Here is a 25,015-nt window from a genome sequence, read left to right as displayed (position 1 = left end):
GTATCATACTGTCATTAACAATGATTTTTTTAACAAAAATGAATTGTAAATCAGGACTGAAATATTTTATTCCTTGTTTTTTACAAAAAATTGCGTTAACCTCGTTTTACTGTACTTTGATACATAACCCGTACATAGCCACTAACAAACTTTGCATTTAATTATACTTTGGTTGTAGATTGGTCGTATAGTTAGCATCTTGTAGATTTCAGACTTTCAAATACACTACTTAGTTAACGGTTTAATAACAAAGCATCACGCAACAACGTTTAAACCCTTCATTACTTTAGCAATACCAGAAAGTTTGTATATCGGAAGTTATATAGATACGACATATAGTGACATTGATACTTACTCTCTAAGTTAAACATAAGTACTCAATGAATATCGCTGACTATCATTTAAGCATGTCCTAAGTAACTACGGTCATTACTACCGCTACTTATGATCATAAAATGAAAAATTACCATATATTGAAACCTATAAGAGTCTCGCCCTAAATATTAATCGCTACAAAAACAATAGATTAATATGAAGATTCTAGAGTTTGATTCACTGTTAGATTGGTCTAACGCTGTCATACTCAATCTAAAAAATTTAGAGTTAGGTTTTGGTGTATAAGTTATAGAGGTATTTATGAATAAGCGTTTATCTGGTTTACTTACTATGTCGGCAGTTTTATTCGCTGGCTCTGCAGTTGCTACAAATGTAAATGCTGTAGAAGCAAAAACCTCCCTTGCAATGATTTCGCAAGATAACGCCTCCCATATCGATCGTGTACTTGGTGAGCTTAGCCGTCAGCATGATGGTGCATCAAGTTTGGTCAAATCAGCACGTCAGCCTACTTCATTAGCACTTAGTAGCTCACTATTAGCGAGTGATACCACTCAAGTCACCAATGATGAAGATGTACTAGAGCGCCTAACCGCAGTAGCTTCTAACTCTGTTAGTAAATTTAAACAAACTGGTCTTGCCTCTTGGTATGGTCGTAAGTTTCATGGTCGTAAAACAGCCAGTGGTGAAACCTTTGACATGAATGGTTTGACTGCGGCGCATCGCTCACTACCATTAAACTGCTATGTTAAAGTTACCAATAAAACTAACGGCAAGAGCGTTGTGGTAAAAGTTAACGATCGTGGCCCATTCCATGGCAACCGTGTTATGGACTTATCTTATGGCGCTGCTAAGCGTTTAGGTATCACAAACAAAGGTGTTGGTAACGTTTCTATTGAGCGTGTTTCAGGGCCTTAATTTTAGACAATTCATATAAAGCAAACACTAAAAGCGCCTAACTTATCATGAGTTAGGCGCTTTTTTGATAACATCCTTTATACTTCCTGAGATTACCTATAGCTCAAATGCACTTTCGATAGCATCATCAAGACGTTCAACAGCAATCACATTAATTCCTTTAAATTGAGGCGCGTCTTTCGCAGGTGCATTGGCCTTTGGAATAATCGCATGTTTGAACCCATGCTTCATCGCTTCTTTCAAGCGTTCCTGACCGTTGGGTACTGGACGGATTTCACCAGATAAACCGACCTCACCAAACACTGCCAATGACGATGGCAATGGCTTTTCTTTGATGCTTGAGGCACATGCCAACAACACTGCCAAATCAGATCCAGTCTCTATGACTTTGACGCCACCAACAACGTTGACATAGACGTCTTGTCCACTGGTATGAATGCCACCATGACGGTGCATCACTGCTAGTAGCATGGACAAACGCTGGAAGTCCAAACCCAATGCCATGCGTCTAGGCTGTCCTTGGGAGTCATCCACCAACGCTTGCACCTCAACCAGTAACGGCCTAGTCCCTTCACGGCTAACCATAACGACAGATCCAGCAACGGGCTTATCATAACGGCTCAAAAATATCGCTGATGGATTGGCAACTTCTTTGAGTCCCATGTCAGTCATGCCAAAAATACCCAGCTCATTAACCGCGCCAAAACGGTTTTTGACCGCACGGATCATCCGAAAACGTGAGTCAGACTGACCTTCAAAATACAATACCGTATCGACCATATGCTCAAGTACACGTGGGCCTGCTAAGGTGCCTTCCTTAGTCACATGGCCCACTAAGAACAACGCTGTGCCTGTTTGCTTTGCATAGCGCGTTAAAATCGCGGCAGACTCTCTGATTTGACTGACACCGCCTGGTGCAGAATTGATAGCATCAGTATAAATAGTCTGGATAGAGTCGATAATAGCAATGGCTGGCTGCTCTTGGGTCAAGGCCGCACAAATGGTTTCTACATTGGTTTCTGCGAGTACGCGAAGTCTATCAGCAGGTAAATCTAAGCGTTTGGCACGTATAGCTACTTGTGCAAGTGACTCTTCGCCAGTCACATAAAGCGCGCTACCTGCCAAAGAATCAGCACGTGCCATATTAGTCGCTGTCTGCAACAATATGGTTGACTTACCAATACCAGGGTCACCACCGATTAGTACGACAGAACCAGCTACCAATCCACCACCCAGCACACGATCAAACTCACTAATGCCTGTTGGCAAGCGTGTGTCTAACGTCACACTGACTGCGTTAAGTGGCATAACTGCGCTGTGAGTGCCAGAGTAGTTACCAGCTGGTGCAGCAGCACTACGAGAAGTGGATCGGCTGGCATTAGGCTTGGCGGTACCTTTATTGTGATGCGGCATACTGACATTTGGCGCTTCTACCAAGCTATTCCATTCGCCACAATCTGTACACTGCCCTGCCCATTTGCCAAAATGCGCACCGCAATGCTGACAGACATAACTGCTTTTATTTTTTGCCATAAATGATGAGCCTTATTCAGATGATTAGTCGAGAATAATGAATAGAATATCGTACGCTCTTTGATGAGTGGGAATGTAAGAGTGTTTGTCACGATCAGCCAGTTGTGAGTATCGAAAGCTGTATTTAATAGAAGGGAGAACGCTAAGCGTAGGTTATTCTAAATATAATGAGGATGTTGACTGCTGGCTTTATAAGTTAGTCGCAATGCTAAAACCAGCAGTTCGTGTAGATAAAAATATCAGTAAAAAATGATTTAGCGCGGCGGGCTATACTTGAAAGTCTTTACCTAAGTAAACAGATTTGACCAGATCATTTTCTAAGACTTCAGATGAAGTACCTTCAGCAATGATAGCCCCTTCTGAAACGATATAAGCCTTTTCACAGATGGCTAACGTATCACGAACATTGTGGTCAGTAATTAAGACACCAATACCACGATTTTTCAGTGTCAAAATAACATCCTTGATATCGCCAACAGAAATGGGATCTACACCGGCAAATGGTTCATCCAATAAGATAAATTTAGGATCCGCTGCTAGCGCACGAGCAATTTCACAGCGACGACGCTCGCCGCCTGACACACTCATTCCTAGTGAGGTACGTACATGTTCTAAATGGAATTCGCCAATCAGTTTTTCAAGCTCTTGCTGCTGCTCAGCTTTACTTAATTCTGTACGAGTCTGCAAAATGGCTAATATATTGTCTTCGATCGATAATTTACGGAAAATCGACGCTTCTTGCGGCAAATAACCAATGCCAGCACGAGCACGCTCATGCATAGCGTATTTAGACAGATCCATTTTTCCTAGAGTGACACGGCCCTTATCCATATTGACCAGTCCCACCACCATGTAAAAACTGGTCGTTTTACCAGCACCATTCGGGCCTAGCAGTCCAACAACTTGGCCTTGCTCAACAGAAAACGAGACATCTTTGACTACCCAGCGCTTGCCGTAACGTTTACCCAAATTTTGCATAGTCAAGCGCGCAACAGGCGCCGTATTGCTATTTGATACTGAAGAATCTATATTTTTATTGTCACTCATAGCTTACTCTTGCTTTCACGATATTCGTATACTACCAAAAACCTATTTGTGCTTTGGTTGACCAGATTAGCGTACGCCACTTTGGTTGGTATTATTGTTTGGTGGAAATACCAACTCTACTCGCTGATTACCACCAGCGGTCGCTTCTACATCACCTGCTTTTAGACTATAACGAATAACATTACCGGCAAAACTTGCCCCATTCTGAACCAGCTTGGCATTTCCTGTTAAGGTGATAATGCCAGATACCGCGTTATAATCAATCTTATTTGCCTGACCTTTTGCTAAGCCTTTTTCTTGCGTCACAACCTGCTGCATAGTAGCTGGACGACCCGTCGCCACCGCTGAATTAATGCTGCGCTGCTGCGAGAGATTGACTGTGATATTGTCCGCAGTCATTTTAAAAGTGCCTTGAGTAATAATGACATTACCTGAGTAACTAGTAACGCCAGTACGCTCACTATAAGTGGCCTTATCCGCTAGTAGCTTGATTTGCTGATTGGCATCTGATGGCAGTGCATGGCTATACAATGGTAGGGCTAACAACATAAACGTTGGAACAACACGTAGTTTATGTGAGCAGATTGATGCGCATAAAGTAGGCAAAAATTTAGATTTCATATAATAACTCATTTCGTAATTGGTGATAGGATTTGCAAACTTCATGCTAGCTGCTGTTTTAATGTAGTAGAAAGCGCTAGTTTAAAATAATGCTTTGTCTTGACGATCAGCGGGCGTAAAAGCGACAGCAACTTGCCCAAACTCATATTCACCCGTTTCCAGATTGGCGGTCATGCTGGATGCTTCAAAACGATTCATCCCTTGTTCAATTTTGACAGGTTCATCGCTATACACTTGACCAGACTTTGTATTGCCTTTTAGGGTACTACCAGTCACTTTGATTGGTTCAATATCAGACGCCTCTTTATTACCTTCGCTAACCAGTGTAAAACCACCTGATAAGCTCAACTCCCCTGTTTGCTGACTGATGGCTGCACTACCCGCTTGAATACGGTAGCGCTGCTCTGTTGACGGCTCCCAATTCATCGTGATGCCTGACATCTCATCCTGATTGGTTTCAGGATTATGCGTCAAAGACTCCGCAGTAAGTTCATACTCAGTTTCACCTTGCTCATTTGTCTGAACTGCTTTGATATCAGTAGCTTCATAATCGACATCTGTCGTCTCGATATTGACTGGTGGCGATACATCCCCTTGCTGCTGGAAAAACCAGCCCGCAATGCCGGCGATAATCAATGCTAATATAATGAGAACACGTGTATTCACGACAGTTCATCCTGAGCTTGAGTTTCATCAAGCGTATAATGTGCGATAAAGTCTTGATAATGTCCATGACCCTTTAAAATCAGATCACATACCTCACGTACTGCGCCGGTACCACCTGCTCGAGTGGTGACCATATCACTGCGTTTTATGACTTCCGCGTGTGCATTTGGCACGGTTGCTGCAAACCCTACCGTTTGCATCGCTTTAATATCTGGCAAATCATCACCCATATAAGCGCAGTCGGCAGCAGTAATATTGAGCTCAGGGTCAAGAGACGACAATAACTCTTTTAGTGCAATGAGCTTATCATCCCGTCCTTGTACCACGTGATTGACACCCATTTCTATTGCACGTTTATCAACCATAGCACTGCTACGCCCAGTAATAATAGCAGTTAAAATACCATAACGCGCTAGAGACTTAACGCCCACGCCATCCTGTACTGAGAACGCTTTGGTTTCGATACCATTAGCGTCATAGATAATTTGACCATTAGATAAAATTCCATCGACATCCATGACCAATAGTTTTACTTGTCCTGCTTTTTTTATTAAATCTTGCATTATTTGTCTCTTTTTGACGAATATTTTTCTAACTATTTTATATGAAAAACCAATCGTTCTATCAACTATCGATAAATTACTTTACACCAGCTTGTAATAAATCATGAACAGTAATGACTGCTTCTAAACGATCTTCATCATCAATAATTAGTAACTGACTGATACCATTCTCATTCATGACACTTAAGGCATCCGATGCGCGCATTGTTTTACTGATATGGCGTGGGTTACTGACCATTACCTCATTCATCGGCGTTTGTAGATCGATACCTTTTTCAAGACCGCGGCGCAAGTCACCATCTGTGAATACACCAACGACTTTATCATTATCATCAGTCACCACGGTCATCCCTAAGCGTCCAGCAGACATTGTAAATAATGCTTGCTGTAGCGGTGCTTGTTGGTGAATCAAGGGTAGGTCCTCTGATTTGGTATGCATTAAATCTTCGACACGTGTCAATAGTTGACGACCTAATGCGCCCGCCGGATGTGATAATGCAAAATCCTCAGAAGTGAAGTTACGTGCATGTACCAAGGCGACCGCTAGAGCATCCCCTAACGCTAAGGTAGCCGTTGTACTCGATGTAGGGGCAAGATTGAGTGGACAAGCCTCTTGTGAATGGCCAAGAGTCAAAACAATATCAGCCGCTCGTGGCAGCATACCGCGTTTATCTCGGCTGATACTGATTAGAGGTATGTTCAAGCGTTTGACCACTGGTAGTAGCATCTTAATCTCATCGGATTCACCAGAGTTCGAGATAGCAAGCAGTACATCACCTTTAACCAGCATGCCCAAATCGCCATGACCTGCCTCACCAGGATGCATAAAAAAAGCAGGCGTACCCGTCGAGGCAAAAGTCGCTGCTATTTTACGTCCAATCAATCCTGATTTACCCATGCCCGTTACTACCACTCGACCCTGACAAGCCAAAATAACGTCACATGCTTGTGCAAATCTGTCATCTATCTGCTCTGTCAACAATGCTAATGCAGATATCTCAGTATTAATCGCGTCAATAGCCGTTGTGATAAACTGCTCATGGGTCAAATCAGTTTTAGTATCGCTCATGAATCTGCTCTATTTTTATAATGAATCAACCTAGTATTTTACTATACTCTGTTTCATATTAATAATGGCCTACCATTTATATAATGGAGGCAGCAATTATTTTTTACAGTGACTATCTGCTTATTTATATAAAAAAAACCCACTATAGTAGCAGGTCTTAATCGTATAAATCATGTCTCGTAATGTATAGTTAGATAATACACTCAATGCATGCAGCTAATTAACTATTGGTATCATTCGATCCGTTATCCGGCTTTTCTTCAAAGCCTGTACTGTCCGTCGGTGCATCAAAACCACGATCCTGTCCAAAGCCGCCGCGCTCAAAACCGCGTTCCTGACCTTGTCCAAAGCTACCACGCTCAAAGCCACGTTCTTGACCTTGACTAAACCCACCGCGATTAAACCCACTACGGCTAGAGGCAAAACCACGCTCTTCAAAACCGCCCGCAGCAGGATTGCTGCCACGCTCAAAGCCACCACCTTGATAGCCAGTTTGCGCTGAGCCTTGAGGTTGAGCGCCAGTACCTGTAGTGGTTGTACTACTACGCGGGTTACGAGCTGGCACTACGGTTGAGATGGCATGTTTATATACCATTTGACTAACTGTATTTTTGAGGAGTACAACATATTGATCGAACGATTCAATTTGGCCTTGCAACTTAATACCGTTAACCAAGAAAATAGAAACAGGAATGCGATCTTTGCGCAGCGAATTCAAGAATGGATCTTGTAAAGTTTGTCCTTTTGACATGAAATCTCTCCTAAATATTATATAGTTATGTTTTGAGTGCCAATTATTCTAAGTGTCAATTTAATTATAATGGCTAAAAGGTAGATACAATAATATGTTTTCTTTATAAAACGTATCTAAATAAATATTCATTGTTCTTAAGTTATTCCACTTTATCGTGAATACGTTATTATTGTAAACAATTAAGTAACTACTTGTTTCATTAATTATTTTTATCTACAAATGTCAACCAGTGCTTATTATTGAAGCAGTTATATTTGTTTCCTACTGCATTTTCAGCGAATTTAAATTATAACAGCTATCTATACTAATTTTTGAAACTAATTGTGATTATGCTTTCATCTCTGAATAGAGCTTTCTACGAAAATAATCCACATTAAGTTTGATTCTTATAAATTAAAAAGCAAGAAACATCTTTTCAATACAGATAATTTCTTGCCTGCTCCATCGTCGCAAATGTTTTTAGTGCTATGGTGTTATTAGTAGCAGTACTATCAGACCCCATTGCCAATGTTGAAGAGGCATTAGGGAGCTGCATTACTTTTCGCAACCATGTGTACTGACGCTTTGCCAGCTGCCTTGTAGCATATAATGCCTTATTTTGCATTTCCTGACAAGCAAGCGCCTCGGTCTCAGGGTTTAACAAGATTGACTGAGCAGTTAATTGAGCATCACTATTTTGTGCTTCATTTTCTCCCGTGAGACTGTCAGGTACTACAAAAGCTTCGTAAAATTGGGTTTTATCTAAATGCTGCTTATCAAATATTTCATGGTCAATATGGACCAGATACTCTAGTACTTGACGGTAGCCCACACAGCGCATCGAGGGCATGTTAGGCGTTAGTGGATACTTCTCAAGTAAGCTGATGACCTCTTCTACTAGTCCTTCATTCCACATAATATCTAGACGCTGCTCAATACGCTGGTGCAACCATGGACGATCAGGCATCACTGATAGCGCGTGCCACTGCTGCTCTGGATTATGTGCTAACGCTTGTTTTGGCTGACGCTGCCACTCACTGATCGGCTTATTTGTCTGCAAATAGACTTCAATCGCGCGAGTAATACGCTGAGTATCGGTGGCATTCAAACGCTGATGGCTTATCGGGTCAATACTATTCAGATAGTCATATAAGGCATTAATACCTTCATCTTGGCGCCATTGTTCTACACGTGCACGTACGCTGTCATCGCTATCAGGTACTGGAGACAGGCCATCGAGTAGCGCCATGTAGTACATCATAGTACCGCCTACTAACAGCGGTATCTTTTTGCGCTCATGACACTCATCAATAAGACGTGCTACATCATTGACAAATTCAGCAACACTATAGCTTTGCGTAGGATTAATAATATCAACCAGATGATGCGGATAACGCGTTAACTCATCTGCTGTTGGTTTTGCGGTACCAATATTCATATCACGATATATCAGTGCTGAATCCACAGAAATTAGCTCAAAACGACCTGTATCGTATAGTTCATATGCCAATGCTGTTTTTCCGCTAGCAGTTGGCGCCATCAGACACACGACACTATTATCCGACAGATTTTTAGATACGCTATCAGACGAATGTTGCATAGAATTGCCTTTCTCAATATGTAGTTGGCTAAAATAGTAGTCGGCTTGATATTTATTCGGATGTAGAAGATAACATTAGTGTGACTAAACGATGACTGTCCAAGATTTTGATCGCATTTCTTGTCAGTATATCAGCGAGGTCTACGACAAAGACCATCGAGTCCTGCGCCGACATTTGTGAATCGACCCGAATAAGCTGATGATTGATCTCCATAGCACTGTTTGGCATTTTGTCTTTTTTAAATGCCTTATTGCTAAATATAGATGACTCAAACAATCGGCTGACCTTTGACTGCCAGTCTTTAGCACTTATTAATAGACATTGCCCTTGATGATAAAATAAGAACCAAGGTAGGTTTTTATCAGCTGCGGTTGAGTCGATACCAATAGCCTCTGCATCATTAATAATATCCAAGCAGATTGGTAAGGATGAAATTGTAGGCGCATCGGATGAACGATACGAACTGTTGATACTTTGCTGTAACAGCTCATCGACATAAGATGGTGTTGATTCTTGAGCTGGCGACTTATTTGAAAACGGTTTGCTTGAAGCAGATTGATATGACTGCCTAGGAGCTTGTACTTGCCTGCTCTGTCTTTTGTGCTCTGTAGGCATATCATTGGATACATGCGTGTCATACAAATTATCTATACAGACATCTTTTTTTGACACTTCTGAATTATCGGGGCTAGCAGTCTTTGGCGTAGCATTGACTATTTTCAGCTGTGAACGAATCGCAAGGCTTAAGTGAGCCATGATGTTGTTTAGCGGACTGATTTTGATACGCTGCTTCGATGGATGTACATTGACATTTAACCACTGGGTTGGCAAATCAAAATAAAGCGCATACCCCACACCTGCTAACTGTGCACTCTGAGCCAGTTGACGTATCTGACTGCTAATCAATGCTTCTTTTACTAGCCTGCCATTCACATAAATTAGCTTTGGTAATGCTATCTGCTCATCAGTCATCGGCCATAACCAGCCACTGATTGCTGCCTGATTAACCGTGCTATTGCCATACTCTACAGACGACTGCACAAGACTCGACAAATCTATCGAGACTGCTAACGCATTGTCCGTCAACGACATACCAGTCGCTTGTTCTAAGCGTGCCAATGGGAGGTGGCTGGCATCATTATTAGCGATGCTCGATGCACTTGCAGTTAATGACAAGCGCTTTTTGTTGTCATGGAAAAGCGTCAGTGCAACATCGGCTCGCGCCAGTGCGACTTCACGGACGATCGTTTCGATATGGCCAAATTCAGTGGCAATAGATTTTAAATTACCGCGGCGGGCAGGTACATTAAAATATAAGTCTTTGACTATGATTGTTGTGCCACGATTATGAACAACGGGTGTGAGCTTCGGCGTATCATCTAATACACCAGCCACCTGCAATTGACGGCCAATACCACTATCATCATGACTGCTGGTTAAGCTCAAACGAGACACAGCAGCCATCGCTGCTAATGCTTCACCGCGAAAACCTAGCGTTGTAATACCGTGCAAGTTCGCAACATCAGCGACTTTGCTAGTCGCATGACGAGTAATCGCCATCACCATATCATCAGGATGAATACCCACACCGTTATCCACCACTTCAATCATACCCATGCCACCTTGAGTAATACGTATCTCAATATTGGTAGCACCTGCATCAATGGCATTTTCAAGCAGCTCTTTGACGACCGCTGCTGGACGTGTCACGACCTCACCTGCTGCTAGTTGATTGATCAGCAGCGGTGATAGTTTTTTGATACGGGTATAGGCATGGCTATCTGGCATTATTGACTGTCATGTTTTGGAAAGTTTAGAGCGCATTGGTAAGCACTGTTCAGATTTGCAAGTTTGTTAAATCTATACCTTGTGCTTGTACTGTCTTCGATAACTGCAGTATCACTTGGCGTGCTTCATTACCTTTATCATCGTTTTCAACTTGTATCATATCGATAAACAAAGTTGGCATCGGTAGATAACCATCAGCACGGCTCGCCCATTCAATAATGACTAGTGCTTCAGGCTCATCTAGATACTCATCAAAGCCAATAAAAGACAGCTCTTCTGGATCTTGCAGACGATATAAATCTGCATGATAAACAGGCTTAATCGTGCCATTGCTTTGTTCAATGCTATAAGGCTCAACCAAGGTATACGTTGGGCTTTTCACCGCACCAGTATGACCGAGAGCATGCAACCAGTAACGCGTTAAAGTGGTCTTGCCAGCGCCCAAATCCCCTGCCAGCCACACACTACCCGTCAGCGGCAATGCTGCCAGTTGCTTAGCCAATAACTGTGTATCTTGCTCAAAGTTCAGTATCAAAGTTTGCACAATGTCACTACTTTCTATTGATTGATCGTTATGCATCAGTCTGAACCTGCCTGTGCTTGCTCTGTCTGTACCTGCCCTGTCTGTACCTGCATAGTCACCGTTGGATTGGTGAAGCTTTCACCGCGAATAAGCTTGGCATACAGATCAGAGTCCGTCCATTCAGCACGAACTTGTTTACTAAATTCAAAATCCTCTAAAACCAGCTTGCCCATTTGCTCGTTTGCCACATCATCGGCGAAACACTGCGCGTAACCCGTCGCCGTTTCATGAGCAATCACTGAGTAAACACTGACATCCGCTTCACCATTTTGCATTTGCGTCTGGCGCAGTATTTCTTGCGCCCAGAAAAATATCACACGTGAAAACTGCTCTGCTGACGGAGATACTGGTAGGCTGATCCAACGTGCGCTAAACTTCTTACACGCTGCGACATATTCAGGATCATCTTTATTCCAAAAACAAATCGCATGATCAAAGCTGTCGATAATGTCTTTGATCGAAGATTTTAGTAGCCCAAAATCATAAACCATTTGCCCATGGTCTAGACGGGTGGCTTCTAAAATCAGCTCAATCTGGTAGCTGTGACCATGGATGGAGTGCTTACAACGCTCAGAGCTACAATTGCGAACGATGTGAGCATTTTCAAATTTGAACAGTTTACGTATACGCATAATAAGGTGACCAAAACAGTGAGCACGATGGTGCCAAATGTTAATAAATAAGAATTTGCCGCATTGATTAATCGGTTTATGGCTCATTATAGCAAATCGCCATGTATCCGTAAGTAAGCACTTATGAATACCATGATTGATTGAACGAATCAGTTGGTGCATGGCTTGACTAAAACAATGATTTGGCTAAAAGAAAAAGCACAAAAAATGAATCGTAGGCGGATTGTGCGAGTACTATCTATTACTAGTACTTAAGCCTATACTCGATTTAATAAACGGCTATGTTAGTCGTAACCATATCTCCTTGAGTCAACTTAATTGGGCTTGAAGAGCTATATGCATTATCTAAAGAGGAAAATACCATGAGTAAAGGTCAAGACAGTAAAAAGAACGTCAAAAAGAAGCCGCTTCTGACAGCAAAAGAAAAGAAAGCAGCGAAACAAGCGAAGAAAGACGACAATGGTAGTATTTTAGGTAAACATTAATATTTCTCATATCAATATGCCGATCTGACCTAATGGTTTGATTGGCATTTTTTTGAGTTGGCCACTCGTTTTTCGTTAGGCACTGCGCGGCGCAAACATAATAATCGCCATTCCTAATAGTGCAACTACTGAGCCCACTATGTCCCACATGGTTGGTCGTATCCCATTGACCGTCCACAACCATAAAATCGCCATACATATATAAACGCCACCATACGCCGCATAGACCCTACCCGCAGCAGTGGGATGTAATGACAGCAGCCAGACAAAAGCCACCAAACTCAGCGCGCCAGGTATCAGCAGCCAAATAGGCTTGCCTTCTCGTAGCCATAGATAAGGCAGATAACACCCTGCAATCTCAGCCAATGCAGTAAGCGCAAAAAGCCCAACGGTCTTTAATTCTGTCAAATCCATCTACTCCTCGACCGTGATAAATCCAGTCAGATATGGTACAGCATTGCCAGAAATAAGCACTCTATCGCCTGCCACCGTACAGTCAAGCACACCGCCGCGACTGGATGCTTGATAAGCGACTAATTCATTTTTGGCTAAACGCTTCGCCCATAAAGGTGCAAGCCCAGTGTGGATCGAACCTGTTACTGGATCTTCGTCACCGCCATTTGCTGGCCAAAAGTATCTAGAGATAAAATCATAATCCTCATACTTTTCTGAGGTGGCCACACAAGTTACTACCACATCATAAGGCGCTAGCTGCTTCAATGTCTCATTATCACGCGCGACATTCAATACATCAGTTTCAGAGTCATAGATGACAAAATATGCTTGAGTATTGCGATAGACTTCAGCAGGTGCAATGGATAGACCTGCTAATAAACTATCAGGAATGTCATCGACTTTTTCAGGCATTCTATTGGGAAAATCCATTTGCATTTTACCAGAATCTGTTTTTGCGACTGTCAAAATACCAACCGCTTTGGCTGAAAAGTTAATCGACTGTACGTTTGAATTTTTATTAAACAATACATAGGCAGCGGCTAAAGTCGCATGACCACAGAAGTCAATTTCGGTCAATGGTGAAAACCAACGAATATGATAAAAACCTTTGTCATCAACAACGATAAAAGCCGTTTCAGACAAGTTGTTTTCAAGCGCGATAGACTGCATCAAAGCATCATCTAACCATTCATCTGTCACAATAACTGCAGCGGAATTACCTTTAAACAAAGTATCCGTAAAGGCGTCTATAATATTTATTTCTAGTTGCATGGGATGTTCTCATTTTTATAATTTTTTAAAGATTAATCTTGGTCGTCATTATCTTCGGAGAAATCAAAATAAGAAATAGTTGACCAAAACTTAATACTTAGATCAATAGGCAATAGTTTCGGTGATGTTGTACTGTAGCTAACCAGTCTTGGCAACGAGCTAATATATACCTAGTTCGCTAATTATCTCAAAAAACCTCGCTATAGCTAGGACAACATAATTACTTTCGCATTTTGACAATATTGAAATAGTATGACACACAAAACCCCAGTAAAATCTATCATAGCAAACAAACCTCTTAGATAACCGCCTATCTAGGCCATACCGACACTTTAAATAGGAAATTAGCGTCATGATGCGTATTGGATTATTTTTATTGACCAACTTGGCCGTGATCGTGGTCTTTAGCGTTGTGTTTGGGATACTATCCAGATTTTTTGGGATTGGCGGTGTATACACGGCAGGTGGGCTAAATTATGTCAGTCTTGCAGTTATGTGCGGTATCTACGGTATGGTCGGCTCAATGATTTCGCTATTTCTGTCAAAATGGATGGCCAAAAAATCCACAGGTACGGTGGTGATAGAATCCGCACGTAACCCAACTGAGCAATGGTTGGTCGATACAGTGGCAAAACAAGCGCAAGCGGTAAACATCGGTATGCCTGAGGTTGGTATTTTTAACAATTCGCAGCCAAACGCCTTTGCGACTGGCTGGAATAAAAATAAAGCGCTGGTGGCAGTGTCGTCTGGTCTACTACAGAATATGAATCAAGATGAAGTCGAAGCGGTATTGGCGCATGAGATTGGTCATGTGGCTAATGGCGATATGATAACCCTCGCCCTCATTCAAGGTGTGGTCAATGCCTTTGTGATGTTCTTTGCACGCATTATCGGTAGCTTCGTGGACCGTACTGTGTTCAAAAATACCAGTGATCGCCCCGGTATTGGTTACTTTATCACCAGTATTGTGATGGATATTTTGCTTGGGTTTTTGGCGTCTGCCATTGTGATGTGGTTCTCACGCTTACGTGAATTCCGTGCGGATCAAATGGGCGCAAAGCTTGCCAGCCGCGAAAAAATGATCAGTGCGCTTGACGCGTTGCGTCCTTCTGCACAGCGACCGGATCAAATGCCTGAGAGCATGAAAGCGTTTGCAATCTCGTCTGGACAATCTCAAGGCTTTAGTATTGCAAATTTATTCCGCTCACATCCAACGCTAGATGATCGTATTGCGGCATTGAGAGAATATAATCCTAGTGAGGGATGATGGAGTAAAGTATAGCTACGATATCATTAGAATAACGATGTAGAGTACAGTGCGTATCTCACTACTCTAGCTAAGCCAATCTATTTCCATGATTTTATCGATTTCTTTCCTATACTTTGGCTCTACATAAATAGGAATATACTTCTCCCCTATTTCTTTTGCAATAGCATATCGGTGATGTCCGCCCATTAACATAACCTCTCCCATAAGGTGAGATTTTACCAGTGGCGGCGATATAGGTCTTTTTTCAGATAAGTAGACAATCAAATATGCCAACCTACTTTTATGCCCTACCGTCCACAGCTCGCCTTTATCCCTACGGCTAAAATGACATAGTTTACTATTTAAGGCATGCAACTCTACTTTCCCTAATATAAAACCTTCTGGATAGTGAATTTTAAAATTTGATTCATTCTCACCATCTAAAGAGAAGCGTTGACCTTCTTTTGATAAGTCCCAATTAAAGGTGATAGGTGGCCAATCTGAAGAATCTGTTTCTATATACTGATTTGCCTCGCTTGATATTCTTGAATGTAGTATCTTTTTAGAACGATAACTTTCTAAAGTTTCATTTGCGTTATCGGCAAAAATATTGTCAATGATCTCATTCATATCCATATTTAATTCTATTTCTCAATGCCAGACGAACTGTCATAAATTTTGTTCATTATATAGATCAACCTTGAAAATACTCAGCTCTTGATCCTCGTTAGTAGTATCTAATCATCCCATAAAAATAGTGAATCAAGCTTCTCTTTTTTACAATACAGTCAAACACAAAAAAGCCCATCTATAAGAAATGGGCTTTTTATTCGATCAAACTCGTTATTTAAATATCAAACTCAAGCGCTCTATCGCCTTCGCTATCTTTGATACGCGTTGGTATACCAATCTTGTTGAGCAGATTGATAAATGGCTTAGCATCTAACTCTTCGACATTGACCATCTTGCCTGCATCCCATTCGCCAGTCGCGACTAGTATTGCAGCAGCAACAGGTGGCACGCCTGCGGTATACGAAATACCTTGGCTACCCACTTCGTTATAAGCGTCTTTATGATCTGAGACATTGTAGATAAACACTTCCGTCTCAACGCCATTGATTTTGCCTTTGACTTTGTCACCAATGCAGGTCTTGCCTGTATATTCTGGTGCCAGCGAGCTTGGATCTGGTAGTACCGCCTTAACAACTTTCAACGGCACAACTTCTTGGCCTTCAGCAGTCGTCACTGGCTGCTCAGAAAGCAATCCTAAGCTTTGTAAAACGGTGAAGACATTGATGTAGTGCTCACCAAAGCCCATCCAAAAGCGAATGTTTGGTACATCTAGATTGGCTGACAATGAATGCACTTCGTCATGACCGCTCAGATAGCTGTTTTGCACGCCCACAACTGGCAAATCATCCGTACGTTTGACTTCAAACATTTTGTTAGACTGCCATTTGCTGTCTTGCCAAGAATAAACCGTACCGGTGAACTCACGGAAGTTGATCTCTGGGTCAAAGTTAGTCGCAAAGTATTTGCCATGGCTGCCCGCATTGATATCAATGATATCGATATCAGTCACAGATCCTGCATCCATCATGTCATAGCCCAAGCGTGCATAAGCGTTGACCATACCGGGATCAAAGCCTGCGCCTAGAATAGCTGTGACATTATTGTCTGCGCAGCGCTGTTTACGTTGCCACTCATAGTTGTTGTACCACGGCGGCGTCTCACAAATCTTACGTGGATCTTCATGAATAGCCGTATCTATGTAGGCAGTACCTGTCTCAATGCAGGCTTCTAGTACGGTCATATTGATAAATGCCGAGCCAACATTGATGAGTATTTGTATTTTTGTGTCTTGTATCAGCTGCACGAGTGCTTGGCTGTCCATTGCATCGACCTGATGCGTATGCAAGACCGCAGCCTGTTTAAAGCTGTCTTTTTCTTTTACGCTCTGCGCGATGGCATCGCATTTGTCTTTGGTACGTGAGGCGATATGGATCTCGCCAAGCACATCATTATGCATCGCACATTTATGCGCGACCACTTGAGCGACACCGCCTGCTCCGATGATGAGTACGTCTTTTTTGTTAGATTTGGCTTGTTGGTTTGTGTTCAATGAACAATCCTCCTTTGTGTCCCTGTCGATACCGTTGATCGCGGCTATGCAAAACAAAAACGAGTGAATGATATGCGTGAATTAAAAAGGAAGACCGAGGAAAACCCACGCACCCGTCGGGCAGATACCACTCTAGTATTTGCCCGACGCGATTATAACAATTTTTATTCCCTTATCGGTAAAAAATATGTATAAAAAGTAGAGATACTAAAATGCCTACTAATACAGATTCAGCCTTTGTTTTTTAATCATTAAAAATACAAAAACCCGACAATAGCGTAGTCTTAAAGGCTACACCTTAAGATAGGCTGGCTTTATATTCCTCATAGTCAAACTCACGCTGGATATCAGTACTGCCATCCAAACGGTGGATGACTATCGCTGGCATATTGACCCCATTGAACCAGTTTTTCTTGACCATCGTATAACCGGCAGCATTGCCAAAGGCAATCTTATCGCCTATCTGAAGATTACTCGGTAATGCATACTCACCAAAGATATCACCTGCCAAGCAAGAACGACCATAAATAATGGTATGGTCTGCTGACTCAGCATTGGCTTCAGACGGTGCAGTTTCTGCAGGATTGCCAATAGGCGCAATATCGGCAGGACTATTATTGATCGCAGCAATCGGTGCTGACTCACGATAGATAAGCAAGTCGAGCATATGTGCTTCAATAGAAGCATCAACGACGGCGAGATTTTTTTGATTATGCATGGTGTCTAACACCGTCGTCACCAACGTGCCCGCGCCATGGATACTTGCTTCGCCTGGCTCAAGATAGACTTGCACACCATAAGTTTCGCTAAATTTTTTCAAACGTGCAGCCAGTTTCTCTAGTGGATAGTCAGGCGCGATAAAATGGATACCGCCGCCTAAGCTCACCCACTCAAGCTGCACTAAGATATCACCAAATCTAGCTTCGATATCAGCCAAGCTTTCACTAAAGGCTTCAAAGCTGTCATTCTCGCAATTGTTATGAATCATCACCCCAGTAATATCACTAAGTACCGCTGCGATTTTATCTTTGTCATGCTCACCAAGGCGACTAAACGGACGTGCAGGATCAGCAATCAAAAATGATGAGTTGCTGGTTTTTGGATTTAATCGTAAGCCTACTGGAACACCTTGCGCTGCCGCTTGATCTTTAAAAGCAGTTAGCTGTGAGATTGAGTTAAAGATGATTTTATCCGCATAGTTCAATACTTCAGGGATTTCATCTGCGCTATAGGCAACGCTATAAGCATGCGTTTCTTTTTTATCTTGGCTATCAGCATCTGTATTATTACCAAAGGTCTCATAGCCCAATCTGACTTCGTTAAGTGAAGACGAAGTCGTGCCATGTAGATAAGGCTGCATCACATCAAATACGCCCCATGTAGCAAAGCATTTTAGTGCCAATAATGCCTTTGCACCAGACAGCTCACATAGGCGAGCAATGATTTTCATATTGGCAACGATAGCTGCTTCATCAAGCACATAGTAAGGCGTTGGTGGCAATGTCGCATTGATAGAATTCTCTAGATTTTTTACATTCATAATAGGTTACCTAATAGACACTCTGCTGTTGGTATCTTGACAGACAGATATAAATATTTGCGCTATAGTAGACTAAATCCATCATAATTAGAATATCTTATGGCACTCTCAACCGATTATTCCACCTCTGCCAGTCGATCCCATGCCTCTCAACTCGATCCAAAAAGTATAGATTTGACCTATCTCGATCCGGATGCGCGTGCAGTATTGGATTTTTGGTTTGATAAAGATAATGAAGCGTGTTGGTTTGAACAAAACAATCGTTTTGATAAGCAGATAAAGGATAATTTTGGTGATATTTGGCAGGCAGCAAAGCAAGGTGAATGCGTTAAATGGTGCCTCGCAGAGTCCTCATTGGATGGCAATAGTTCAATAACAGCGCTAGCAGGGCGACTGGCAGAAATCATTGTCTTAGATCAGTTTTCACGAAACCTATGTCGCAAACAAGCCTGTGCTTTTGCCCAAGACGGTATGGCATTAGTCTTAGCACAAGAAGCCATTCAGCAGCCATACTTTGATACTTTACCGATGCAGTGGCGTCGATTTATGATTATACCGTTTATGCATTCTGAATCAGCGCTGATTCACGACCGTTATCTACCCCTATTTCAGCAATTGAATGATGAAACCACCCTAGATTTTGAATATCGTCATAAAGAAATTATTGATCAATTTGGGCGTTACCCACATCGTAATGAGGTACTAGGGCGCAAATCAACTGAGGATGAAAAAGCCTTTTTGCAACAGCCGAACTCTTCATTTTAAAGTAGATTTTATTCAGTCTGCTTACTTTGTCACATTTTTATAGTGTCTTCATATAAAACAAGGACTGAACCAGTTATCTGGTTCAGCCCTTTTGCTTGTACGATTGATTAAATGGCTTAACTAATAATTTACCTTACCGGTCGTAAAAGTGAATGACTTACTTTCTAAGTTTTTATCATCAATCAAGATATCAAAGCTCACTTGATACTGAGTATCGCCATAGAGACCACATTGCTTGCTTTGATTTTTTGTACGAGCGACTTCACCACAACTTTTTAGTGCGTCAGTCAATGGCAAAATAAATGCTTCATTCGCTGGTAATGCGTAGTTGGTGTTCACATACGGATCGTTATCAAAGTCGATCAACTGAATCGGTACATTAGTATTTCGCTGAGTATCTCGGAACTTGATGTTGCTTACTTTGATCTTGGTCGCTGATGGCAGACTCACATAAACCGGCTGTCCGATAGGATCGGTACGCAAATCGCGACCCGTCCCTCTAACAGGGTTTGGCGACTCATTATACAGAGCAGTTACTGTATCAGTCACACCTTGACAGGGATAGGTAAAAACACCTGACATGGTTTTATCTCTGGTCGCTCTAGTCGCTGAGGCATGGCTAACCAATACATAACCTTGATTAAGAGCTGGATTTTTGGCATCAGGTTTATATAAAACCATGCCTGAGCCAACAACGCTTGAGGTGGGTAGCATCAATGAACGCAAATGATAGGGTGCTGCCAATAAGGACTTGGCCATTGAGGTTGCGACCACATCCGTTTTCAGAAAGCTTCCTGCTGAACTGTAATAGACAGATTGAGCAATATTTTCTGTGGCGCCATATTGTGCGTTGCTGTATTTTGCGTTTAATAAGCGATCTGAAAAATCTAAGCCACCGAAGAATGGGTTATTGCTACCTGTCACACTAGCAATATCGCTGATTTCATTTTCGACATGCGCATTGAAACTGGTCGGTGTGCTATTAGTAAATACGTATTTGATATAGTTTGCGTGCTTAATCGCAATATCATCAAGCGCCGTATCAACAGATAAACCACCTAAGCCACAACTGGTTCTTGCAAGACTGAATTGATTATTAGCACTTAAGGCTGCTTGTGGATTATTCTCAGTTGGCACGTTGCTTTCATTAATGGGATTACTATCGCTTGGCTCACTATCCTGCTCATCAGGCGTCGCTGTTACTGGTGCTGAAGTCATTGGTTCTGAAACAACTGCTTCTTGTGGCTGGCTCGGTGTTTCGTTAGATGCAGAACCATTATCAGAGTCGCCACCGCCACCACCGCAGGCCGTTAAAAATACCGCTAAGAAAAGCACTACAGCAAGGTTCTTTTGAGGGGTATTAGCCATCATTTCTTATCCTATAAAATAGTAATATATATAATTCATAGTGAGAATAAAACTCAAAATAAAATCTTAGTCATTGATTTAACAGCATTTTATACCAATAGCAACATACTATATTACATTTTATAAACTTTCGCTCGTTATTTTTCTGGAAATTTGTCTATTTGTTAACATAGGTAGATAGCTCCTTTCTGCTGGTACATTAAATCTTTATCATTAGACGATTTTTAGACAAAATACTGCCATTTAAGATTAGCTATCTAATGCCTTTCTCACTGGTGCAAAACTGCGCCTATGTGCTGATAAGACACCATGTCTCTCAATGGCTTCCATATGTGCGCGAGTTGGATAGCCTTTATGTTTGGCAATACCATATTCTGGATGCTGCATATCAAGAGCATACATGGTTTCATCACGGCTCACTTTTGCCAATATACTAGCCGCTGCGATACTGATATGACGTGCATCACCCTTCACCCATGCTTGACAGTCAATGTCCGATGGTAAGATACCCATCGCTTCAATCTTAGCCGTATTCAGCTCAGGACAACGATTACCATCAAACAACGCCTCTACCTGTAATTTATCAAGTGATGTGCTGGTAAGACTTTTAGTTTTAGAAAGATATTTAAAAACTGCTTCTAGCAAAGCTTCGGTGCATAACCGCATACCGAGCATGGTAGCCTGCAAAATATTAACTTGGTCGATAACGGCTGCTGGTATATCAGCGATGATATAACCGACTGCATGCTGCTGTACCAATGGATAAAGAAGATCGCGCTTTTTTTCACTCAGCTTTTTGGAATCTGTCAGTATCGACAATGGCGTGTCTTTGAGTGGTTGTTCCTCAATCAATCCTGACCAAGTCGAAGGCAATATCGCAGCGGCCACATTGACACTGCCTAGTAATGGTCCACGTCCTGCTTCATCAACGCCAATTTTTAATATTGACTGTTTTGAGCTTTGCACTTCATCGCGTTCATATTGAGCAAACAGCTTGGAGGTATTTAACTGTCCATATAAACGTATAGGCGCCGCCAATTGAACATATTGCCCTTTGACATCGATATGATCAATATTGACGTCAATTATCTGGCCTAGGTTTTCTGTGCTAAGTTGAATTTGCATAATCTTAAAAAGTCTTTCTAGGTTGGGTAGGATTGGAAGCATTACTATCGCTCATAAAATATTGCTCAATTACGCTATTTGCCGGCTCATGGTTACTTTGCTGCTGCAACGTGTGTTTTGTCTCCAACAGATCTTTTAATTGCTCAGCATAAGCACGTGGCTGTAGTAAACGCATCACTGTACGACAAATATTATCCCCACTTGCCTGCTCTTGAATAAGCTCAGGTACAATCGGCGCACTAGCCAATATGTTAGGCAGTGCCACATAAGGCACTTTTACCAGACGTTTGGCAATTTGATAAGTGAGCTGATTCAATTGATAAACCACCACCATTGGACGCTCAAGCAGCATCGCTTCCAGCGTTGCTGTCCCAGAGGCTAGCATCACGATATCTGACGCTGCCATCGCATGCTGACTAAACTCTGGCTGAGTATCATCATAAACGACGACGATAGCCGCCCGCAGTTGCTCTGAGCATTGGTCAATGACTTCTTGCACAATATATTGGTGATTTTGATCAACTGTTGGAATGATAAAACACAGCTTTGGATCTAGTAGTATGAGTTTTTGAATGCCGTCAAGCATCAATGGCAAAATAGCGGTAATTTCGCCACGCCGAGAGCCCGGCATCACGCAGATAAGCTGGCTGACATCATCAAACCGTTCAATAAAAAACTGCTGCAGACCATCATTTTGCCAGACCAGCTCGCTACGGCGCTGATTGATTGGCGTGTCTATCAATGCTTGATCAATGGTTCGTAGCAACGGATGCCCCACACAGATCGCCGGATGATTATGGCGTTCATAAACCGGTAGCTCAAATGGGAATAGGCACAATACCAAATCAGTTGCCGCTTTAATATTATGTATACGCGACTCACGCCATGCCCAAATAGAAGGACTGACATATTGCACACAGAACACGCCTTGTGGCTTGAGTTTCTTAGCGACCCGTAGGTTAAAATCAGGTGCATCAATACCGACAAACCAATCGATATTGGCTGTCTTAAACGCACTCAATAGCTCGCGGCGTGCTTTGAGCAAATCTGGTAGCTGTGCCATGACTTCAACCAGTCCCATCACTGCCAAACGCTCTAATGGGAAAATACTTTGCAATCCTTGCGCTTGCATTTTAGTGCCACCCACGCCTACCCAGACGATGTCATCACGCAGATTATTCATCTGTTGCATAAAATCTGCGCCCAAACTGTCACCTGACACTTCACCCGCGACAATGGCTATCACTAGCGGCGTGGTAGTCGTTTTGGGTTTATTAAAATTCGTCTCTGTTTGGCTGATGGAATCAGTATGTGGATGAGACGTAGCAGAATCTGTCATGACAAGCTCTCAATATTAAAGATATACAAATAAAATAAATCGTTGTTGTAAAATATAACACAGTCAGTCAATGATAGAGATTGATCACATACACATTTTATCTGTGCCTATTTTTTGGCATTCATGTGTTAGTGTGCAATCATTTTAGTGTGTGATCATAAAGCCGTCGCGGTCGCTATCATACGTGACGATGATAGAAATAGCTAAATTCACGCATAAAAACTGAGCGTTGAGCATCCAGTACTTAATTCATCCTTATTAATAGACAGAAAAACGAAATACCAAACGTGCATTTGCGAATTCAAATATAACCTTAATCATGTGTAAGTATAACTAAGTTTTAGTTTCCTCATTCCAGTTATCAGTCAATTAACTACCGGACTACCCTTGTCAACCAACACTTTTGTCCGCATAATGAATATTCCTATAAATCAGCTAGACGATATATAACCATGACAACATCAGTTACCCATAATGCAGACATTGACGACGTGAATATTGAAAAATTTATTCCTTTGATTACTCCCGCTGAGCTAAAAACTGAGCTACCTCTATCAGACGACGCATACAAAACCGTACTAAACGGTCGAAACACTATCCAAAATATCTTGGACGGCAAAGACAAGCGCCTGTTTGTGGTCATTGGACCCTGCTCTATCCACGATATTAAAGCGGCCCATGAGTATGCCGATCGCTTGGCCGTATTGGCAAAAGAGATCGAAGACAGCGTATTTGTCGTCATGCGTGTTTATTTTGAAAAACCTCGTACCACGGTCGGTTGGAAGGGTATGATTAATGACCCTGATATGAATGACAGCTTTGATATCGAAAAAGGCTTGCGCACGGCTCGCAAGTTATTGCTTGATTTGAATGAAAAAGGCTTGCCTTGTGCGACTGAAGCCCTTGATCCAAACACGCCGCAATACATGCAGGATTTAATCAGCTGGTCAGCGATTGGCGCACGTACTACCGAGAGTCAAACACACCGTGAAATGAGCTCAGGCTTATCTTGCCCAGTTGGCTTCAAAAACGGTACTGACGGCGGTATGACCGTTGCTGTCAATGCGATGCAAGCCGTTAAAGAAGGTCATAGTTTCTTAGGTCTATCCTCAGATGGTAAGGTTTCTATCATCAAATCGAAAGGCAACCCTTACGCACACGTGGTACTCCGCGGTGGTAATGGCAAACCTAATTATGATGAAACGGCAGTTGCTCAAGTTGAGAACGAGCTGGCAAAAGGCAAAACCAATGGCAAAATCATGATTGACTCAAGCCATGCCAACTCAGGTAAAGATCCTTATCTACAGCCAATGGTCATCCAAAACGTCGCTGAGCAAATTCAAAATGGTAATAAATCAATCATCGGCATGATGATTGAAAGTCACCTAAAGGGCGGCAATCAAAAACTAACCGCTGATTTAAGTCAGCTTGAGTACGGTAAATCTATCACTGATGGCTGTCTAGACTGGGATAGCACTGTCACCGCATTGCGTGGCTTACGTGATATGGTAAAAGATGTACTGCCAAACCGCTAATAGCTATTAACGATAGTATATCTTCAAGCAAAAACTAAAAAGCCCTTTTCGTACTGATACGAAAGGGGCTTTTTATTGGGATCATTTTAAGAGAAACACTTTCTTGAACAGCTTAATTTTTAATGACAATTAATTCTATACGCTCAATGAAATAAAGCCAACTCTAATTTGGG

24 protein-coding genes are annotated in these 25,015 nt (G+C 42.1%); 5 read left to right on the top strand and 19 right to left on the bottom strand.

The features are described from left to right. Positions 1–636: 636 nt before the first annotated feature. On the top strand, positions 637–1,251 hold the full coding sequence (locus tag QO189_RS09960) for a septal ring lytic transglycosylase RlpA family protein (RefSeq protein ID WP_058024065.1): 615 nt from the start codon (positions 637–639) through the stop codon (positions 1,249–1,251). 96 nt (positions 1,252–1,347) lie between these two features. Here QO189_RS09960 and radA read toward each other — a convergent pair whose 3' ends face one another. The 11 genes from radA to QO189_RS09905 form a co-directional block, all read right to left on the bottom strand. Next, entirely contained in the window at positions 1,348–2,784 is a 1,437-nt protein-coding gene (radA, locus tag QO189_RS09955; RefSeq protein WP_371532615.1) for a DNA repair protein RadA, read from the bottom strand. 267 nt (positions 2,785–3,051) lie between these two features. After that, positions 3,052–3,762, bottom strand: a complete 711-nt coding sequence (gene lptB, locus QO189_RS09950; RefSeq protein WP_371532639.1) for an LPS export ABC transporter ATP-binding protein — start codon at positions 3,760–3,762, stop codon at positions 3,052–3,054. A gap of 135 nt (positions 3,763–3,897) precedes the next feature. Then, positions 3,898–4,380 (bottom strand): lipopolysaccharide transport periplasmic protein LptA, encoded by a 483-nt coding sequence (gene lptA, locus QO189_RS09945; protein ID WP_227511569.1) that lies wholly within the window; start codon positions 4,378–4,380, stop codon positions 3,898–3,900. Between the two features lie 153 nt (positions 4,381–4,533). Then, positions 4,534–5,118, bottom strand: coding sequence for an LPS export ABC transporter periplasmic protein LptC (gene lptC, locus QO189_RS09940; RefSeq protein WP_058024069.1), 585 nt, complete (start codon positions 5,116–5,118; stop codon positions 4,534–4,536). Beyond that, entirely contained in the window at positions 5,115–5,681 is a 567-nt protein-coding gene (locus QO189_RS09935; RefSeq protein WP_371532614.1) for a KdsC family phosphatase, read from the bottom strand. The genes lptC and QO189_RS09935 overlap by 4 nt, the downstream gene beginning before the upstream one ends. A 76-nt stretch (positions 5,682–5,757) precedes the next feature. Then, positions 5,758–6,750: an SIS domain-containing protein gene (locus QO189_RS09930; RefSeq protein WP_371532613.1), complete on the bottom strand. Its 993-nt coding sequence runs from the start codon at positions 6,748–6,750 to the stop codon at positions 5,758–5,760. A 220-nt stretch (positions 6,751–6,970) separates the two neighbouring features. After that, positions 6,971–7,501 (bottom strand): RNA chaperone Hfq, encoded by a 531-nt coding sequence (gene hfq, locus QO189_RS09925; protein WP_371532612.1) that lies wholly within the window; start codon positions 7,499–7,501, stop codon positions 6,971–6,973. 418 nt (positions 7,502–7,919) lie between these two features. After that, entirely contained in the window at positions 7,920–9,083 is a 1,164-nt protein-coding gene (miaA, locus tag QO189_RS09920) for a tRNA (adenosine(37)-N6)-dimethylallyltransferase MiaA (protein ID WP_371532611.1), read from the bottom strand. 52 nt (positions 9,084–9,135) lie between these two features. Next, positions 9,136–10,872, bottom strand: a complete 1,737-nt coding sequence (gene mutL / locus QO189_RS09915; RefSeq protein ID WP_371532610.1) for a DNA mismatch repair endonuclease MutL — start codon at positions 10,870–10,872, stop codon at positions 9,136–9,138. 49 nt (positions 10,873–10,921) lie between these two features. Continuing rightward, positions 10,922–11,452 (bottom strand): tRNA (adenosine(37)-N6)-threonylcarbamoyltransferase complex ATPase subunit type 1 TsaE, encoded by a 531-nt coding sequence (gene tsaE, locus QO189_RS09910; RefSeq protein ID WP_371532609.1) that lies wholly within the window; start codon positions 11,450–11,452, stop codon positions 10,922–10,924. Then, positions 11,452–12,087, bottom strand: a complete 636-nt coding sequence (locus QO189_RS09905) for a 6-pyruvoyl tetrahydropterin synthase family protein (protein ID WP_371532608.1) — start codon at positions 12,085–12,087, stop codon at positions 11,452–11,454. Before QO189_RS09905 ends, tsaE begins: the two co-directional genes overlap by 1 nt. Before the next feature lie 362 nt (positions 12,088–12,449). Here QO189_RS09905 and QO189_RS09900 point away from each other — a divergent pair, with 362 nt between their 5' ends. Further along, positions 12,450–12,572: a hypothetical protein gene (locus QO189_RS09900; RefSeq protein ID WP_021815223.1), complete on the top strand. Its 123-nt coding sequence runs from the start codon at positions 12,450–12,452 to the stop codon at positions 12,570–12,572. A gap of 75 nt (positions 12,573–12,647) precedes the next feature. Here the strand turns inward: QO189_RS09900 and QO189_RS09895 are convergent, their stop codons facing one another. After that, positions 12,648–12,980, bottom strand: a complete 333-nt coding sequence (locus tag QO189_RS09895) for a YnfA family protein (RefSeq protein ID WP_371532607.1) — start codon at positions 12,978–12,980, stop codon at positions 12,648–12,650. Between the two features lie 6 nt (positions 12,981–12,986). Then, the gene (locus tag QO189_RS09890; RefSeq protein ID WP_371532606.1) at positions 12,987–13,799 is read right to left on the bottom strand and encodes a PhzF family phenazine biosynthesis protein; all 813 of its coding nucleotides are present in this window, start codon (positions 13,797–13,799) and stop codon (positions 12,987–12,989) included. 352 nt (positions 13,800–14,151) lie between these two features. On the opposite strand from QO189_RS09890, the gene htpX reads away from it, so the two are divergent. Next, entirely contained in the window at positions 14,152–15,066 is a 915-nt protein-coding gene (gene htpX, locus QO189_RS09885; protein WP_371532605.1) for a protease HtpX, read from the top strand. A 66-nt stretch (positions 15,067–15,132) separates the two neighbouring features. Here the strand turns inward: htpX and QO189_RS09880 are convergent, their stop codons facing one another. The 3 genes from QO189_RS09880 to QO189_RS09870 form a co-directional block, all read right to left on the bottom strand. After that, positions 15,133–15,684 carry a ParB N-terminal domain-containing protein gene (locus tag QO189_RS09880; RefSeq protein ID WP_371532604.1) on the bottom strand — a complete coding sequence of 184 codons (552 nt, stop codon included), beginning with the start codon at positions 15,682–15,684 and terminating at the stop codon, positions 15,133–15,135. 211 nt (positions 15,685–15,895) lie between these two features. Next, positions 15,896–17,170 (bottom strand): saccharopine dehydrogenase NADP-binding domain-containing protein, encoded by a 1,275-nt coding sequence (locus QO189_RS09875; protein WP_371532603.1) that lies wholly within the window; start codon positions 17,168–17,170, stop codon positions 15,896–15,898. 298 nt (positions 17,171–17,468) lie between these two features. Then, positions 17,469–18,710, bottom strand: coding sequence for a carboxynorspermidine decarboxylase (locus QO189_RS09870; protein ID WP_371532602.1), 1,242 nt, complete (start codon positions 18,708–18,710; stop codon positions 17,469–17,471). A 99-nt stretch (positions 18,711–18,809) separates the two neighbouring features. Here QO189_RS09870 and QO189_RS09865 point away from each other — a divergent pair, with 99 nt between their 5' ends. Further along, the gene (locus QO189_RS09865; protein WP_371532601.1) at positions 18,810–19,475 is read left to right on the top strand and encodes a DUF924 family protein; all 666 of its coding nucleotides are present in this window, start codon (positions 18,810–18,812) and stop codon (positions 19,473–19,475) included. A 120-nt stretch (positions 19,476–19,595) separates the two neighbouring features. On the opposite strand, the gene QO189_RS09860 is transcribed toward QO189_RS09865, so the two are convergent. From QO189_RS09860 to lpxB, 3 genes are all read right to left on the bottom strand, one after another. After that, complete coding sequence (locus tag QO189_RS09860) at positions 19,596–20,843, bottom strand: CAP domain-containing protein (protein ID WP_371532600.1); 1,248 nt, start codon at positions 20,841–20,843, stop codon at positions 19,596–19,598. Positions 20,844–21,092: 249 nt separating this feature from the next. Further along, positions 21,093–21,968 carry a ribonuclease HII gene (locus QO189_RS09855; RefSeq protein WP_371532599.1) on the bottom strand — a complete coding sequence of 292 codons (876 nt, stop codon included), beginning with the start codon at positions 21,966–21,968 and terminating at the stop codon, positions 21,093–21,095. Between the two features lie 4 nt (positions 21,969–21,972). Then, a complete protein-coding gene (gene lpxB, locus QO189_RS09850; protein WP_371532598.1) occupies positions 21,973–23,307 on the bottom strand; it encodes a lipid-A-disaccharide synthase in 1,335 nt (444 codons plus the stop codon). A gap of 452 nt (positions 23,308–23,759) precedes the next feature. On the opposite strand from lpxB, the gene QO189_RS09845 reads away from it, so the two are divergent. Beyond that, complete coding sequence (locus QO189_RS09845) at positions 23,760–24,842, top strand: 3-deoxy-7-phosphoheptulonate synthase (protein WP_238039058.1); 1,083 nt, start codon at positions 23,760–23,762, stop codon at positions 24,840–24,842. Positions 24,843–25,015: the final 173 nt, after the last annotated feature.

The sequence above is a fragment of the Psychrobacter sp. Arc29 genome (genome assembly GCF_041431175.1).
Classification (GTDB): domain Bacteria; phylum Pseudomonadota; class Gammaproteobacteria; order Pseudomonadales; family Moraxellaceae; genus Psychrobacter.
Note: the sequence above shows the minus strand (reverse complement) of the source record. Positions and strands in the feature narration are given on the sequence as shown.